This window comes from Streptomyces sp. STAM6 (assembly GCF_054963715.1).
Window position 1 is genome coordinate 158,250 of sequence record NZ_JBUEFZ010000013.1, and the last position, 15,408, is coordinate 173,657.

The following is a 15,408-nucleotide window of genomic DNA, read 5'->3' on the forward strand; positions in this document are numbered from 1 at the left end:
GCCGGGCGGCCGGGACGGGGGTCCGGCCGCCCGCCCGCACCCAGCACGTCACATCGCCGTTACCAACCATTCAGACACGCTTGCGACGCTCGGTGAATGAAGCCCGCCGTGTCCGCGCCCCTGGGGAAGCCCCCGCGCCGCCCCCAAGGGACACTTCCCTCCACCACGGCCCCCTCCGACGCGCCTGACCAGCCCGACGCGCGGAAGAATGGTGCCATGAGCCAGCAGCCCGCCGAGGTCCAGGTCCAGCCCGCCCAGCCGTCCGTCGGTTCCATAGCCGCGCACCGGCCGCACACCGTGGCCGCCGCGCCCGTGTCCGGCCTCGCCCCCGATCTCGATGCCGATCTCGACGGCTACGAGGAGGACGGCCCGAACGCCGAACTGCCCCAGGGCAGGTTCCTCGACCGTGAACGCAGCTGGCTCGCCTTCAACGAAAGGGTGCTGGAGCTCGCCGAGGACCCCGCGACCCCCCTCCTCGAACGAGCGAACTTCCTGGCGATCTTCGCCTCCAACCTGGACGAGTTCTTCATGGTCCGGGTGGCCGGCCTCAAGCGCCGCATCGCCACCGGGGTCGCCACCCGCTCGGCCTCCGGCCTCCAGCCCCGCGAGGTCCTCGACCTGATCTGGACCCGCTCGCGGGAGCTCATGGCCCGGCACGCCGCCTGCTTCCAGCAGGACATCGCCCCGGCCCTGGCCGACGAGGGCATCCACCTCATCCGCTGGCCCGAGCTCACCGAGAAGGAACAGGCCCGCCTCTTCACCCTCTTCCGGCAGCAGATCTTCCCGGTCCTCACGCCCCTCGCCGTCGACCCGGCCCACCCCTTCCCGTACATCTCCGGGCTCTCCCTGAACCTGGCCGTCGTCGTCCGCAACCCGGTCAGCGGCCACCGCCACTTCGCCCGCGTGAAGGTCCCGCCGCTGCTGACCCGGTTCCTGGAGGCGTCCCCCCAGCGCTACGTCCCGCTCGAGGACGTCATCGCCGCGCACCTGGAGGAGCTCTTCCCCGGCATGGAGGTGCTGGCCCACCACATGTTCCGGGTGACCCGGAACGAGGACCTGGAGGTCGAGGAGGACGACGCCGAGAACCTCCTCCAGGCCCTGGAGAAGGAACTCATGCGGCGCCGCTTCGGGCCGCCGGTCCGCCTGGAGGTGGAGGAGTCGATAGACCCGTACGTCCTCGACCTCCTCGTCCGCGAGCTCAAGGTCTCCGACGCCGAGGTCTACCCGCTGCCCGGGCCGCTGGACCTGACCGGGCTGTTCGGGATCTCCGCCCTGGACCGGCCCGAGCTGAAGTACCCGAAGTTCGTCGCCGGCACCCACCGGGACCTCGCCGAGGTCGAGTCCGCCTCCGCGCCCGACGTCTTCGCCGCACTGCGGGAGCGGGACGTCCTGCTCCACCACCCGTACGACTCGTTCTCCACGTCCGTGCAGGCCTTCCTGGAGCAGGCGGCCGCCGACCCCGACGTCCTGGCGATCAAGCAGACGCTGTACCGGACCTCCGGCGACTCCCCCATAGTCGACGCGCTCATCGACGCCGCCGAGTCCGGCAAGCAGGTCCTCGTCCTCGTCGAGATCAAAGCCCGCTTCGACGAGCAGGCGAACATCAAGTGGGCGCGCAAGCTGGAGGAGGCCGGCTGCCACGTCGTGTACGGCCTCGTGGGCCTCAAGACCCACTGCAAGCTGTCCCTGGTGGTCCGCCAGGAGGGCGACATCCTGCGCCGCTACAGCCACGTCGGCACCGGCAACTACCACCCCAAGACCGCCCGGCTCTACGAGGACCTCGGACTGCTGACCGCCGACCCGCAGGTCGGCGCCGACCTGTCCGACCTGTTCAACCGGCTGTCGGGGTACTCGCGGCGCGAGACCTACCGGCGCCTCCTCGTCGCCCCCAAGTCCCTGCGCGACGGCCTGATCTCCCGGATCAACAAGGAGATCGTCCACCACCGCGCCGGCCGCCCCGCCTACGTCCGCATCAAGGTCAACTCGATGGTCGACGAGGCCGTCATCGACGCCTGCTACCGGGCCTCCCAGGCCGGAGTGCCGGTCGACATCTGGGTCCGCGGCATCTGCGCCGTCCGGCCCGGCGTCACCGGCCTCTCCGAGAACATCCGGGTGCGCTCGGTGCTCGGGCGCTTCCTCGAACACTCCCGGATCTTCGCCTTCGGCAACGGCGGCGAAGCCGAAGTCTGGTTCGGCAGCGCCGACATGATGCACCGCAACCTCGACCGGCGGATAGAGGCCCTCGTGCGGGTCTCCGACCCGTCCCACCGCGCGTCCCTCAACCGGATGCTGGAGACGGGCATGTCCGACACCACTTCCTCCTGGCACCTCGGCCCGGACGGCGACTGGACGCGGCACGCGACCGACCCGGACGGACAGCCGCTGCGGCATGTCCAGGAGATGCTCATAGACGCGCGGAGGCGCCGGCGTGCTCAACCCTGACCAGGTCCCGGCCGGCGACGTCCTGGCGCCGTACCTCCACGCCCGGGCCGCGGACTTCCTCCGCGGCCTGCGGCTGCACTCGGAGAGCGGCGTCGACACCGCGGGCGCCGAGGAGGCGGCCCGGGCGCTGCGCGCGGCCGCCCGCCGGATCAGCGGAACCCTGCACACCTTCCGTCCCCTCCTCGACGCCGCCTGGGCCGACCAGCTGCGCACCGAACTGGCCTGGCTGTCCGGCACGCTCGGCCAGGAACACGCCTGCACCTCACGGCTCGTCCGGCTGATCGACGCGCTCGCCCGGCTGTCCGGCGGCACGGCGGGCGTCCCGGCACCCCGGTCCGGCCGCGAGGCCCTCTCGGTGGGCGCCGCCAGGGCCGGGGCGCTGCTGGAGCGGCAGCTCACGCTCGCCCGGACCCGGGCCCACTCGGCCGCGCTGCAGGCCCTCGGCTCCTCCCGGTTCCACGCGCTCGCCGACGCGGTCGCGCTGCTCGCCTCGGAGGTGCCGCTCGGCCCGGCCGCGTCCGCACCGGCCGGCGAGGTGCTGACCCCGTCGGCGGAGGCCGTGGAACGGCGCCTGCTGGACGCCGTGGCCACCCTGCCGATGAGCCCGGCCGTGGGCGGCGAACAGCAGGACGCGCCCTGGCACCACGTACGGGCCCTGCTGCGGCTGCACCGGTACGCGCGAGAGGTACGGGGCGGCGACCCGGTGCTGTACGAGGCGGGTCGCGCGCTGGACCGGCACCGGGACGCGGCGGAGGCCGCGGCCGCCGCCGCGAGCGCCGCCCGCACCCCGCGCATCGCCCCCGCGACGGCGTACGCGCTCGGCGTCCTCCACGCCGACCAGCGGCACGACGTGGAGGCGGCGCGGTACGCCTTCCAGCGGGCCTGGCAGCGCCAGGTGGTGACGACATGAACAGACCGGTGATCCGGGCGGCCGGATGCGTGCTCTGGCGGCGCTCCCCCGACGGTGGGGCCATCGAGATCGCGGTGATCCGGCGCCGCAAGCACGCGGACTGGTCGCTGCCGAAGGGCAAGCTGGAGGACGGTGAGGAGGCGCGCGAGGCGGCGCTCCGGGAAGTGCTGGAGGAGACCGGCATGACGTGCGCCCTCGGCCCGGAGCTGCCCACCGCCCACTACGAGGTCGGCGGCCGCCCCAAGGAGGTCCGCTACTGGGCGGCCGAGGCGACGGGCGGCTCCTTCGAGCCCAACCGTGAGGTGGACGAGCTCCTGTGGCTGCCCCCGGCGCCCGCCCGCTCCCGGCTCACGTACGACCTCGACAAGAAGCTCATCGACACGTTCCTCGCCTCGGAGGCGACGGACTGAGTCCGCACGCGCGCGCGGCGCCTCCCGGGCGCCGGGCACCACCCCCGGTACTCGGCGTCCCGTGCGGCGCACGCGCCCCGCGAACCCGCAGGACCCGACGCCGGGGCCGCGGGCGCCGAGCCGGCCGACGCGGCGCGGCGACCGCCGGCACGCCTCGCCCCGCACCTGGGGCGCACGGTGTTCACCCGCTCGGGCGGCATCCCTTCACCCGCACCGCGCACTCGCACGGGTGGTCCGGGTGGGTACCGGCCCGGGGATCCGACCGGCGCACGACCCGCGCCCACACCCGCACCCGGCCACCGTCCGGCCACCGCGCGACCGGCGCACGACAGCGCCCGGCCGCCCCGCGACCCGCGCCCGGCCGCCCCGCGACCCGCGCCCGGCCGGACGCCGACGCCCCCGAGCACCGCGCTCCACTCCGCGCGGGAGCGCCCCCGGCCGGGTACCGCACACCGCGCCACGCCACGCAAGAGCGCCCGCGCACGGCCCCGGCGCCCCGCGACAATGCCCCACACCGCGGCTTCCGTCACGGTTCACCTTTCGTTCACTCTCCCCCGTCGGCCACGTCACCTGTTCTGCCTAATTTCGGCAGTACCCGGCGACCCGGCCCTGTGCCGAGCCGCCCACCACCCCGACACACGCCGCCGTGGAACGTCGTCACAGCACCATCGGCCGAAGGCCGGCGACAGGACGCGACCGGCGGCTCCTGGAAGGAACACCCGAAAGTGAAGCTTCAGCGCAAGAACGGGCTTCGCGCCACCGCGCTCGGTGCCCTCGCCGTGTCCGGCGCCCTGGTCCTCACGGCGTGTGGTTCGGACGACAACACGGGCGGCGCCGACGGTGGCAAGAAGACCGGCGCCGCGTCGAACATCAAGTGCGACGGCGCGAAGGGCCAGCTGCTGGCCTCGGGTTCCAGCGCGCAGAAGAACGCCATGGACCTCTGGGTCAAGAACTACATGGCCGCCTGCCCCGGCGTGGAGATCAACTACAAGTCCTCCTCCTCCGGCGAGGGCATCATCGCCTTCAACCAGGGCACCGTCGGCTTCGCCGGCTCCGACTCGGCGCTCAAGCCCGACGAGGTCTCCGAGTCCAAGAAGATCTGCAAGAGCGGCCAGGGCATCAACCTGCCCATGGTCGGCGGCCCGATCGCGATCGGCTACAACCTGCCCGGCGTGAAGGACCTCGTCCTCGACGCCCCGACGATCGCCAAGATCTTCAACGACAAGATCAAGACCTGGAACGACCCGGCGATCGCCAAGCTCAACCCGAACGCCAAGCTCCCGAGCACCCCGATCCAGGCCTTCCACCGCTCCGAGGACTCCGGCACCACCCAGAACCTCGGCAAGTACCTCGGCAAGGCCGCCAAGGCGGACTGGCCCTACGAGGCCGAGAAGAAGTGGCCGGCCCCCGGTGGCCAGGCCGCCTCCGGCTCCTCCGGCGTCGCCGCCCAGGTGAAGCAGGCCGAGGGCGCGATCGGCTACTTCGAGCTCTCGTACGCCACCTCGCAGTCCATCCCGACCGTGCAGATCAACACGGGCGCCGCCGCCCCGGTCCCGGCCACCTCGGAGAACGCCTCCAAGGCCATCGCCGCCGCCAAGATCAAGGGCACCGGCAAGGACCTGGCGCTCGACCTGGACTACACGACCAAGGCCGAGGGCGCCTACCCGATCGTCCTCGTCACCTACGAGGTCGTCTGCGACACCGGCAACAAGGCCGACACCCTGGGCACGGTCAAGTCCTTCCTGACCTACACCGCGTCCGAGGAGGGCCAGAAGGTCCTGACCGAGGCCGGCTACGCCCCGATCCCCGCCGAGATCAACACGAAGGTCCGCGAGACGGTCAACGGCCTCTCCTAGGACGCAGCGGCCGGCCCGGAACACCCCTCCGGGCCGGCCCCCTCCGGTGCACCGCCGCCAGGGGAGCCGCACACCGCGGACTTCCCCCACACAGACCGGAAAGACCATGGCTATAACGACTGACAACGCACCGGCTCCGCCGGTTCCCAGGAAGCCGGGCACGTCCACCGGCCGCGCGGGCGACAAGATCTTCCTCGGTCTGTCCCGCGGCTCGGGCATCCTGCTCCTGGTGATCATGGCGTCGATCGCCGTGTTCCTCACCTATCGGGCCTCCCTCGCGCTGTCCCAGAACGAAGGCAACTTCCTCACCACCTTCGACTGGAACCCGGCAGGCCAGCCCCCCGTCTTCGGCATCGCGGTACTGCTCTTCGGCACGATCGTCAGCTCGGTCATCGCCATGGTGATCGCCGTTCCGATCGCCGTCGGCATCGCGCTGTTCATCTCGCACTACGCGCCGCGCAAGCTGGCCGCCCCCCTCGCCTACGTGGTCGACCTGCTGGCCGCCGTGCCGTCGATCATCTACGGCATCTGGGGCGCCCTCTTCCTCGTCCCGTACCTGGAGGGCCTCAACCTCTGGCTGGACGAGTTCTTCGGCTGGACGTACATCTTCGACAAGACCGAGGTCGGCGTCGCCCGCTCGCTGTTCACCGTCGGCATCCTGCTGGCGATCATGATCCTGCCGATCGTGACCAGCGTCTCCCGCGAAGTCTTCCTCCAGGTCCCGCGCATGAACGAGGAGGCCGCCCTGGCCCTCGGCGCGACCCGGTGGGAGGTCATCCGCCTCTCCGTGCTGCCCTTCGGCCGCTCCGGCGTCATCTCCGCCTCGATGCTCGGCCTCGGCCGCGCGCTCGGCGAGACGATGGCCGTCGCGACCGTCCTCTCCCCCAGCTTCGTGATCTCGCTGCACCTGCTGGACCCGGGCGGCGGCACCTTCGCCCAGAACATCGCCGCGAAGTTCGACGAGGCCAACGAGCTCGGCCGTGACGCCCTGATCGCCTCCGGCCTGGTGCTCTTCATCCTCACCCTGCTGGTCAACGGCGCGGCCCGCCTGATCATCGCGCGCCGCAAGGAGTACTCGGGGGCCAACGCGTAATGAGCAACATGATCCAGGACGCCCCCGCCCAGGCCGCCCCCCTCCCCGGCAAGGACAGCCTGAGCCACCGCCGTCTGCCCCGCTGGGCCCCGGCCGGCTTCGCCGTCGTGTCGATCGCCCTCGGCATCGGCATCGGCATCGCGACCGGCCTCGAGAGCCGCATCCAGTGGGGCCTGATCGCCGCCGCGCTCTTCGTCGTCGTCTCGTACACCGTGACCTCGGCCGTCGAGAACCGGCGGCAGGCCAAGGACCGCCTGGCCACCAGCGTCGTCTGGGTGTGCTTCGTCCTCGCCGTCGTCCCGCTGTTCTCCCTGATCTGGGTGACGGTCAGCCGGGGCATCAAGGTCCTCGACGCGTACTTCCTCACCCACTCCATGGCCGGCGTCCCCGGCTTCGAGCCCGGCGGCGGCGTCTACCACGCCCTCGTCGGCACCCTGCAGCAGGTCGGCCTCGCCACCCTCGTCTCCGCGCCGATCGGCCTGCTGACCGCCGTCTACCTCGTCGAGTACGGCAAGGGCGCGCTGGCCAAGGCCGTGACGTTCTTCGTGGACGTCATGACCGGCATCCCGTCCATCGTCGCCGGTCTCTTCATCCTGTCGATCATGCTGATCGCGGGCCTCCAGCCGTCCGGCCTGATGGGCGCGCTGGCCCTGGCGATCCTGATGATCCCGGTCGTGGTCCGCTCCACCGAGGAGATGCTCAAGCTCGTACCGAACGAGCTGCGCGAGGCCGCCCTCGCCCTCGGTGTGCCGAAGTGGCGCGTCATCCTGAAAGTGGTCATCCCGACCGCGATCGGGGGTATCACCACGGGTGTGATGCTCGCGATCGCCCGCATCGCAGGTGAGACCGCCCCGATCATGCTGCTGGTCTTCGGCAGCCAGCTGATCAACACGAACCCGTTCGAAGGTGCCCAGTCCTCGCTCCCCTTCTACATCTGGGAGCAGTACAGGGTCGGCAGTGAGGCGTCGTACGACCGCGCCTGGGCCGCCGCCCTCGTCCTGATCGCCTTCGTCATGATCCTCAACCTGGTGGCCCGCGGCATCGCCCGCTGGAAGGCCCCGAAGACCGGCCGCTAAGGCCTCCTGGAAGTAGTGATTCACATGGCCAAGCGAATCGACGTCAGCGGCCTCACCGCGTACTACGGCTCCCACAAGGCGATCGACGACATCTCGATGACCGTCGAGCCCCGCTCCGTGACGGCCTTCATCGGCCCCTCCGGCTGCGGCAAGTCCACCTTCCTGCGCACCCTGAACCGGATGCACGAGGTCACCCCGGGTGGCCGCGTCGAGGGCAAGGTGATGCTGGACGACGAGAACCTCTACGGCAAGGACGTCGACCCGGTCGCCGTGCGCCGCACGGTCGGCATGGTCTTCCAGCGCCCGAACCCCTTCCCGACGATGTCGATCTTCGACAACGTGGCGGCCGGCCTGCGGCTGAACGGCTCCTACAAGAAGGCGCAGCTCAACGACGTCGTCGAGCGCTCCCTCAAGGGCGCGAACCTCTGGAACGAGGTCAAGGACCGCCTCAACAAGCCGGGCTCCGGCCTCTCGGGCGGCCAGCAGCAGCGCCTGTGCATCGCCCGCGCGATCGCGGTCGAGCCGGACGTCCTGCTGATGGACGAGCCGTGCTCGGCGCTCGACCCGATCTCCACGCTGGCGATCGAGGACCTGATCAGCGAGCTGAAGGAACGGTTCACGATCGTCATCGTGACCCACAACATGCAGCAGGCGGCCCGCGTCTCGGACCGTACGGCGTTCTTCAACCTGGCGGCCGTGGGCCAGCCGGGCAAGCTGATCGAGATCGACGACACGGAGCGCATCTTCTCCAACCCGTCGGTCCAGGCGACCGAGGACTACATCTCCGGCCGCTTCGGATAGGCCCCCTTCGCTCCTTGCGGTGCTGCATGGCGGTGCCACCGCAAGGCAAGGGCCCGCCCCCTCTCCCAGGGGGCGGGCCCATCCGTTTGCGCAGGTGCGGGCGTCAGCCGAAGAACAGCCGCACGACGGAGAAGCTCACCGCCGCCGGCATCGTGATACGGCACCCCGGGGGACCACCCCCGGACCCCCGGCAGAACCGGGCGGCACCCGTCAGCCGAAGAACAGCTGCACGATGTAGAAGCTCACCGCCGCCACCAGCGCCGCCGCCGGCATCGTGATGAACCAGCCCAGGATGATGTTCTTCGCGACACCCCAGCGCACCGCGTTGACCCGCTTCGTCGCGCCGACGCCCATGATCGCCGAGGTGATGACGTGCGTCGTCGAGATCGGCGCGTGGAACAGGAACGCGGAGCCGAACATGATCGACGCCCCCGTGGTCTCCGCGGCGAAACCCTGCGGCGGATCCAGCTCGATGATCTTGCGGCCGAGGGTGCGCATGATGCGCCAGCCGCCCGCGTACGTACCCAGCGACAGCATCACCGCACAGGCGATCTTGACCCAGACCGGGATCGGGTCGCCCGCGTTCTCGACGTCGGCGATGACCAGGGCCATCACCACGATGCCCATGGTCTTCTGGGCGTCCTGGAGACCGTGACCGAGGGCCATGCCGGCCGCGGACACCGTCTGCGCGATACGGAAGCCCCGCTTCGCCTTGTGCGGGTTCGCCTTGCGGAAGAGCCACAGGATGACGCACATCACCAGGTAGCCGGCGATCAGACCCACGACCGGCGAGACGAACATCGGGATCACGACCTTGTCGACCACGCCCGACCAGATCACCTCGGTGCCGCCGGCCAGCGCCGCTCCGACCATGCCGCCGAACAGCGCGTGCGAGGACGACGACGGCAGCCCGAAGTACCAGGTGATCAGGTTCCACACGATCGCGCCGACCAGCGCCGCGAAGAGGATGCCCATCCCCCGCGACCCCTCGGGCGTCTCGATCAGGCCTTCACTGACGGTCTTGGCGACGCCGCTGCCGAGGAAGGCACCGGCGAGGTTCATGACCGCCGCCATCGCCAGGGCGGCACGCGGGGTCAGCGCCCGCGTCGACACCGACGTGGCAATGGCGTTCGCCGAGTCGTGGAAGCCGTTCGTATAGGTGAAACCGAGCGCGACACCAATGGTCACGACCAGTGCGAAGGTGTCCACGAAGCCTCAGGACTCCTTGACCGCGATGGTCTCCACCGTGTTCGCCACGTGCTCGAAGGCGTCGGCCGCCTCTTCTAGCACATCCACGATCTGCTTCAGCTTCAGTACCTCGATGGCGTCGTACTTGCCGTTGAAGAGGTGGGCGAGCAGCTTGCGGTGGATCTGGTCGGCCTGGTTCTCCAGCCGGTTGACCTCGATCCAGTACTCGGTGAGGTTGTCCATCGTCCGCAGGTGCGGCATCGCCTCCGCGGTCAGCTCCGCCGCCCGCGCCAGTACCTCGATCTGCTGCTCGACACCCTTGGGCAGCTCTTCGACGTTGTAGAGGACGACCAGGTCGACGGCCTCCTCCATGAAGTCCATGATGTCGTCGAGGGAGGACGCGAGCGCGTAGATGTCCTCGCGGTCGAACGGCGTGATGAACGAGGAGTTCAGCTGGTGGAAGATCGCGTGCGTGGCGTCGTCGCCCGCGTGCTCCGCTGCCCGCATCCGCTCCGCGATCTCGGCCCGGGCGGAGGAATCCGCCCCGAGCAGTTCCATCAGGAGTTTCGAGCCCGTGACGATGTTGTCCGCGGAGGCGGAGAACATGTCGTAGAAGCTCGTCTCCCTGGGGGTCAGACGAAAGCGCACGTGGGGTCCTCGGGGTGCATGGGTTTCGGTCAGGCTGATGCTAGGCGCATCGTCCGGCCACGGCTAACCGGCGTCCCTTCAGTGTCGCCCATCAGGCACAGTGAACCGAACGGGGCCCCGCGGGTACGGGCGGGGATCGGTAACATATACCCACGAGGGGTATACATGCCCTTTCTGGACAACGGGAGCACGCGATGACGACCACCGAGGCGGCCGGCCTTCCGGTCACGGACAACGACCACGGCGTGCACGGGTACCACAAACAGAAGGACGAACACCTCAAGCGGCTGCGCCGCATCGAGGGCCAGATCCGCGGCCTGCAGCGGATGGTCGACGAGGACGTCTACTGCATCGACATACTCACCCAGGTCTCCGCGTCCACGAAGGCCCTCCAGTCCTTCGCGCTCCAACTGCTGGAGGAGCACCTGCGCCACTGCGTCGCCGACGCGGCGGTCAAGGGAGGGGACGAGATCGACGCGAAGGTCGAGGAGGCCACCAAGGCGATCGCCCGCATGATGCGGACCTGAGCCCGGCCCGATCACCCTCGGTCAGTGGGGCGCGGCCGGCGTGACGTTCAGCACCTCGTCGATGAGGTCCGCGCTGAGTCGCTCCCCGTCCGCGGCGGACGCCGCGATCATCAGCTCACCGCACAGCTCGATCTCGGCGAGGGCCACGTGGTCCTGAACTGTCGTAGGAGGGGCCGGGGCCACGTGCATCACCTCTTCCTGCCGGTGTCGAGTTCCTAGCGTAAGGAGCGGGACACACACCGCGCATGGCACGTCCGGACCATTCTTCCGGCCCCGAAGACACCATCAGGCCTTGATCTTCCCGGCGTAGATGTCCTCCCGCGGCGGCAGTTGTACGACGGCGGGGGCACCGAACTCGTACAGCAGCGTCGTCGAGGCGACGGCGACTGTCCGCCCCGCGTTGACGAAACTGAACTGGTGGCGCACCTTCCGCAGCCGCCCCTCCCGGTCCAGGTACACGTCGAAAGGCACCGTGTCCTTGGCGAACCCTTTCGCCGCCGCAGCGAGCGCCCCGCGCAGCTGCGGCGACGCGGCCCGGGCGGCGTGCCCGATGTCGGTGACGCCGCGGTAGTGGGTGACCGCCACACCGGCGAGCTCCTCCTCCCCGACGTAGCTCACCCGACGGACACCGAGCAGCAGTTCGACGGCGGCTCCCGGGTCGGTCGCCCCGCCCGTCACCAGATTGCCGTCGGCCAGCGTCGTGGTGTCGACGCGCACCCACTTGTCGGCGGGGACACCGGCGCCGCGGTTCTTCATGTACAGCGCTCCGGGGGCGAGCAGCTCGGTGATCGGCCGGTGCTCGTCGGCGCCCGCGGGGTCGTCGGGCAGGACGACCTTGAGCCGGCCCGACCACTTCCGGAAGTCGTACGCGCCCTCGCCCCGGATCGTGACGCGGGTACCGCCCGTCGCCATTTCCATCGACGTACGCGCCTTGGACGTGCCCGCCCGGGCCAGCGCGTCCGGAACGTTGCGGACGGCGTCGAACGGCTCGACACCGGGCCGGGCGTCGGCCGGACCGGAACATCCGCTGACCAACACGCCCACCACCACGGCGGCGACGGCGAACGCGCCGCTCCCGCGCCTGTGCTGCTGCACCACCATCGCCTGCCAACCCCCAACGCCTAGACGCTGCCTGCACGAGACCCCCGCCCGTCCCGGATAACGACCACCCGGGCTCCTCGTCACGCATGCCCCCGCCGTACCGTGGAGGCGTGCACCCGCATGACCCGGCGCCCTCCGTCACGGGCGCCCACGAGGCGACCACCGTCGAACGCGGATCGTTCTGCATCGCCCGCTGCAGCTGCGGCTGGGCCGGGCCGGCCAGGAGGTCGAGGGACCGGGCCCGCACGGACGCCCGGGCGCACATGACAGCCCCACCGTCCGACGGCGCCTGAGGCGCCGACGGGCCGCCCGAGGGTCGGCCGTCCCGCGCGGGCGGGCACGGCGGCCACGGCACCGTCCGAGAGGCGCGAGGGGGAGAGGGGGCGGGGGCGCGAGGGGCCGGGGGCGGGTGCCCTAGGCGGCCAGGTCGTTCTCGCCGTTGCCGGAACCGGGGCCGCCGAGACGCGGCTCGGGGATGTCCAGCGTCTCGTGCCGCTCCCACAGCGGCGCCCGGCTCGACCGGACCAGCCGTCCGGCCCGCTCCGAGCGGGCGAGCGCCGAGACCACCGGGGTGAGCAGTGCGAGCGCCACCGGGGCGAGGAGCAGCGCCACCGCCGTACCGAGCGCGAACCCGCCGACGACGTCGGTCGGATAGTGCACGCCCATGTACACCCGGCAGAAGCCCTCGGCGAGGGCCAGGCCGATGGCGGCGAGCCCGAACTTCCGGTTGGCGACGAAGAGACCGACGCCGATCGCCATCGCCATGGTGGCGTGGTCGCTGACGAACGAGAAGTCCGTCTTGCCGTCGACGAGGACTTCCAGCCCCTGGTGGTCGAGGAAGGGCCGGGGCCGTTCGACGAAACCGCGGATCGGGATGTTGACCAGAAGGGCGATCCCGGCGGCCAGCGGCGCCCAGATCAGGCCGGTGACCGAGGCGACCGAATCCTCGAGGCTGCCGCGCCGGCGCACGCTCCACCAGCACCACAGCACGACGAGGACCATCGCGAGGATGATCCCGTACTCACCGACGAACTCCATGACACGGTCGAGCCACGACGGGGCACTCTTGGCGAGCCCATTGATGTCGTAGAGCAGGCTGACATCGGGGTTCGAACCATCCGATGCGAGTCCAGCCATCTGCTGCGGCCCCTTGCCTTGTCACTGTGGTCACTCCAGGGAACGACCTGCCTGAGGCGTACGTTCCACTCTCCACCGAACGATCACCATGACGTTATCGAAGAGTGATACGTCATCGCAGCTCAGGGCCCGGTCGTAACGGAGAGTTCCGGCCACGTTCAGGCATCCGGCGGCGTCGTCGGCAACGCCTTCGCGCCATCCTCCGTCACGCGGGTCGCACCGAAGTAGTCGGGGGTGTCGATCTTGTCGAACCGGATCACGGCCCCGGTGAACGGCGCGTTGATCATGTACCCGCCGCCGACGTACAGCCCCACGTGCCGGATGGCCCGGGAGTTGGTCAGGTCGTCCGAGAAGAACACCAGGTCACCGGGGAGCAACTCGTCCCGCGAGGGGTGCGGCCCCGCGTTGTACTGGTCGTTCGCCACGCGCGGCAGCTCGATGCCCACGGTGCGGTACGCCGCCTGGGTCAGGCCCGAACAGTCGAAACGGCCGTTCTGCTCGGGCGTCCCGTTCCCGCCCCACAGGTACGGCGTTCCGAGCTTCTTCTGCGCGAAGTAGATGGCCCCGGCCGCCTGCCGCGACGGCTCCACGCGCCCGACGGGCCGCGCGAAGCTCTTCTCCAGCGTCCGGATGATCCGCACGTAGTTCTGCGTCTCACTGATGCGGGGCACCCCACCGCTCTTGATGACCCGGTACGCCCCGGCGTTGTAGGCGGCGAGCATGTTGTTCGTCGGATCGCCGGGCACCTTCTTGACGTAGCCGGCCAACTCGCAGTCGTAGGAGGCGGCTGACGGGATGGCATCCGCCGGGTCCCACACGTCCCGGTCGCCGTCCTTGTCCCCGTCGATCCCGTGCGTGGCCCAGGTGCCCGGGATGAACTGCGCGATCCCCATGGCGTTGGCGGGGCTGGTGACCTTGGGGTTCCAGCCGCTCTCCTGGTACAGCTGTGCCGCGAGCAGGGCGGGGTTGATGGCGGGGCAGAGGTTGCCCCACTTCTGCACGAGCGGCTGGTACGCCGCGGGCACGGCCCCCTTCGCCAGCCCGACGACTCCGCCCACGGCTCCCCCGGCCCCGCCGAAGAGTCCGGCGGCCGCGGAGTACGTGCCGACGACGAGCAGCGCGACGAAGCTCATGCACAGCCCGACGGACGCCCCGGCGACCAGCCAGACCTTACGCACCGTCAACCACCCCTCACCTCATGGCAGTCCGCCCCGCGCAATTCTAGGCGGCCGGGGCCGCGTCAGGGGGCGGACGGCGGGGTTGCGACGGGGGTGTTCGCGGACCGGAGGCCGGAACGCGCATCGAGGCCGGGGACCACCGCGCCGTCGAAGGGCGTGCCGTTGGCCTTCGCGTTCGGGGTTCGGGCCGGGGGGCTGCTGTGTGCCCGGCCGGGTGCCCGGCTGCCACCGAGCCCTCAGTCCTTTCGCGCCACCCCCGCGAACATCGCGACCTCGTCCGCCGCCGCGGCCGGGTCGTCCGGGCGCCAGCGGTTGCAGGAGACGACGCCCGGGTCGAGGAGCGAGAGGCCGTCGAAGTAGCGGGTGACGGCCTCGGGGGTGCGCTGGGTGAGCTTGGGGGTGCCGTGCTCGTTCCAGAAGGCGACCGCCGCGTCGACCTCCGGCATCGCCGGGTGGACGACGGTGTGGGAGAGCACCAGGTGGCTGCCGGGGGCCAGGGCGGCCGTCAGGCGGCGTACGACGTCGTACGACTCCTCGTCGTCCGGCAGGAAGATGACGACGCCCAGCAGCATGAGGGCCACCGGGCGGTCGAGGTCGAGGGTCTTGGACGCCGCCTCCAGGATGGTGTCGACGTCGCGGAGGTCGGCGTCCAGGTAGTCCGTGCGGCCCTCGGGAGTGCCGACGAGCAGGGCACGGGCGTGGGCGAGGACGAGCGGGTCGTTGTCGACGTACACCACGCGCGCGTCCGGGGCGACCCGCTGGGCGACCTCGTGGGTGTTGTCGGCGCTCGGCAGGCCCGTGCCGATGTCCAGGAACTGGCGGATGCCCTCCTCGGCGGCCAGGTGGCGGACGGCCCGCCCCAGGAACAACCGGTCGGCGCGGGCGTAGTCCCCGATCCCCGGGTGGAGCTCCCGGATCCGGTCGCCGGCCTCCCGGTCGACGGGGTAGTTGTCCTTGCCCCCGGTCCAGTAGTTCCAGATGCGGGCCGTGTGCGGCCTGCTCGTGTCGATCCGCGAGAGAAAGTCGGTCACGCCGCCAACG

The 15,408-nt window shown here is 70.7% G+C and carries 16 protein-coding genes; 9 read left to right on the plus strand and 7 right to left on the minus strand.

Annotated features, from left to right (window positions below):
* The first annotated feature begins 216 nt into the window (after nt 1–216).
* The 7 genes from ACY34K_RS18180 (at nt 217) to pstB (ending at nt 8,588) form a co-directional block, all read left to right on the plus strand.
* Nucleotides 217–2,442: an RNA degradosome polyphosphate kinase gene (locus tag ACY34K_RS18180; protein ID WP_462748232.1), complete on the plus strand. Its 2,226-nt coding sequence runs from the start codon at nt 217–219 to the stop codon at nt 2,440–2,442.
* A complete protein-coding gene (locus ACY34K_RS18185) occupies nt 2,429–3,352 on the plus strand; it encodes a CHAD domain-containing protein (protein ID WP_462748234.1) in 924 nt (307 codons plus the stop codon). Before ACY34K_RS18180 ends, ACY34K_RS18185 begins: the two co-directional genes overlap by 14 nt.
* Entirely contained in the window at nt 3,349–3,762 is a 414-nt protein-coding gene (locus ACY34K_RS18190; RefSeq protein WP_462748236.1) for an NUDIX hydrolase, read from the plus strand. Before ACY34K_RS18185 ends, ACY34K_RS18190 begins: the two co-directional genes overlap by 4 nt.
* 725 nt (nt 3,763–4,487) lie before the next feature.
* The gene (gene pstS, locus ACY34K_RS18195) at nt 4,488–5,618 is read left to right on the plus strand and encodes a phosphate ABC transporter substrate-binding protein PstS (RefSeq protein ID WP_462748238.1); all 1,131 of its coding nucleotides are present in this window, start codon (nt 4,488–4,490) and stop codon (nt 5,616–5,618) included.
* Nucleotides 5,619–5,724: 106 nt separating this feature from the next.
* The gene (gene pstC / locus ACY34K_RS18200) at nt 5,725–6,711 is read left to right on the plus strand and encodes a phosphate ABC transporter permease subunit PstC (protein ID WP_462748241.1); all 987 of its coding nucleotides are present in this window, start codon (nt 5,725–5,727) and stop codon (nt 6,709–6,711) included.
* A gap of 8 nt (nt 6,712–6,719) precedes the next feature.
* Nucleotides 6,720–7,787, plus strand: coding sequence for a phosphate ABC transporter permease PstA (gene pstA, locus ACY34K_RS18205; protein ID WP_462748300.1), 1,068 nt, complete (start codon nt 6,720–6,722; stop codon nt 7,785–7,787).
* Nucleotides 7,788–7,811: 24 nt separating this feature from the next.
* Nucleotides 7,812–8,588 (plus strand): phosphate ABC transporter ATP-binding protein PstB, encoded by a 777-nt coding sequence (gene pstB, locus ACY34K_RS18210; protein WP_462748243.1) that lies wholly within the window; start codon nt 7,812–7,814, stop codon nt 8,586–8,588.
* A gap of 210 nt (nt 8,589–8,798) precedes the next feature.
* On the opposite strand, the gene ACY34K_RS18215 is transcribed toward pstB, so the two are convergent.
* Together ACY34K_RS18215 and ACY34K_RS18220 are read right to left on the minus strand one after the other, a co-directional pair.
* On the minus strand, nt 8,799–9,797 hold the full coding sequence (locus ACY34K_RS18215; RefSeq protein WP_462748245.1) for an anion permease: 999 nt from the start codon (nt 9,795–9,797) through the stop codon (nt 8,799–8,801).
* A 6-nt stretch (nt 9,798–9,803) separates the two neighbouring features.
* Nucleotides 9,804–10,424: a DUF47 domain-containing protein gene (locus ACY34K_RS18220; RefSeq protein WP_462748246.1), complete on the minus strand. Its 621-nt coding sequence runs from the start codon at nt 10,422–10,424 to the stop codon at nt 9,804–9,806.
* Nucleotides 10,425–10,618: 194 nt separating this feature from the next.
* Between ACY34K_RS18220 and ACY34K_RS18225 the strand changes: the two genes are divergently transcribed.
* Complete coding sequence (locus ACY34K_RS18225) at nt 10,619–10,951, plus strand: metal-sensitive transcriptional regulator (protein WP_462748248.1); 333 nt, start codon at nt 10,619–10,621, stop codon at nt 10,949–10,951.
* 21 nt (nt 10,952–10,972) lie between these two features.
* Here ACY34K_RS18225 and ACY34K_RS18230 read toward each other — a convergent pair whose 3' ends face one another.
* Nucleotides 10,973–11,098, minus strand: a complete 126-nt coding sequence (locus ACY34K_RS18230; RefSeq protein WP_462748308.1) for a hypothetical protein — start codon at nt 11,096–11,098, stop codon at nt 10,973–10,975.
* A 138-nt stretch (nt 11,099–11,236) separates the two neighbouring features.
* Nucleotides 11,237–12,052, minus strand: coding sequence for an SCO4651 family lipoprotein (locus ACY34K_RS18235; RefSeq protein ID WP_462748249.1), 816 nt, complete (start codon nt 12,050–12,052; stop codon nt 11,237–11,239).
* Nucleotides 12,053–12,138: 86 nt separating this feature from the next.
* Between ACY34K_RS18235 and ACY34K_RS18240 the strand changes: the two genes are divergently transcribed.
* The gene (locus tag ACY34K_RS18240; protein WP_462748251.1) at nt 12,139–12,345 is read left to right on the plus strand and encodes a hypothetical protein; all 207 of its coding nucleotides are present in this window, start codon (nt 12,139–12,141) and stop codon (nt 12,343–12,345) included.
* Nucleotides 12,346–12,466: 121 nt separating this feature from the next.
* Here the strand turns inward: ACY34K_RS18240 and ACY34K_RS18245 are convergent, their stop codons facing one another.
* The 3 genes from ACY34K_RS18245 to ACY34K_RS18255 form a co-directional block, all read right to left on the minus strand.
* On the minus strand, nt 12,467–13,189 hold the full coding sequence (locus ACY34K_RS18245; RefSeq protein WP_462748253.1) for a phosphatase PAP2 family protein: 723 nt from the start codon (nt 13,187–13,189) through the stop codon (nt 12,467–12,469).
* Nucleotides 13,190–13,347: 158 nt separating this feature from the next.
* Nucleotides 13,348–14,322 (minus strand): C40 family peptidase, encoded by a 975-nt coding sequence (locus ACY34K_RS18250; protein WP_462748302.1) that lies wholly within the window; start codon nt 14,320–14,322, stop codon nt 13,348–13,350.
* Nucleotides 14,323–14,603: 281 nt separating this feature from the next.
* Nucleotides 14,604–15,398 (minus strand): SAM-dependent methyltransferase, encoded by a 795-nt coding sequence (locus tag ACY34K_RS18255; protein ID WP_462748254.1) that lies wholly within the window; start codon nt 15,396–15,398, stop codon nt 14,604–14,606.
* Nucleotides 15,399–15,408: the final 10 nt, after the last annotated feature.

What these genes read in the sequence shown, in the direction of transcription:
- ACY34K_RS18235 (WP_462748249.1), bottom strand. Translation starts at nt 12,052, where the DNA reads ATGGTGGTGCAGCAGCACAGGCGCGGGAGCGGCGCGTTCGCCGTCGCC.
- ACY34K_RS18190 (WP_462748236.1), top strand. Translation starts at nt 3,349, where the DNA reads ATGAACAGACCGGTGATCCGGGCGGCCGGATGCGTGCTCTGGCGGCGC.
- pstB (WP_462748243.1), top strand. Translation starts at nt 7,812, where the DNA reads ATGGCCAAGCGAATCGACGTCAGCGGCCTCACCGCGTACTACGGCTCC.
- ACY34K_RS18250 (WP_462748302.1), bottom strand. Translation starts at nt 14,322, where the DNA reads ATGAGCTTCGTCGCGCTGCTCGTCGTCGGCACGTACTCCGCGGCCGCC.
- ACY34K_RS18245 (WP_462748253.1), bottom strand. Translation starts at nt 13,189, where the DNA reads ATGGCTGGACTCGCATCGGATGGTTCGAACCCCGATGTCAGCCTGCTC.
- ACY34K_RS18240 (WP_462748251.1), top strand. Translation starts at nt 12,139, where the DNA reads ATGCCCCCGCCGTACCGTGGAGGCGTGCACCCGCATGACCCGGCGCCC.
- pstC (WP_462748241.1), top strand. Translation starts at nt 5,725, where the DNA reads ATGGCTATAACGACTGACAACGCACCGGCTCCGCCGGTTCCCAGGAAG.
- ACY34K_RS18225 (WP_462748248.1), top strand. Translation starts at nt 10,619, where the DNA reads ATGACGACCACCGAGGCGGCCGGCCTTCCGGTCACGGACAACGACCAC.
- ACY34K_RS18180 (WP_462748232.1), top strand. Translation starts at nt 217, where the DNA reads ATGAGCCAGCAGCCCGCCGAGGTCCAGGTCCAGCCCGCCCAGCCGTCC.
- pstA (WP_462748300.1), top strand. Translation starts at nt 6,720, where the DNA reads ATGATCCAGGACGCCCCCGCCCAGGCCGCCCCCCTCCCCGGCAAGGAC.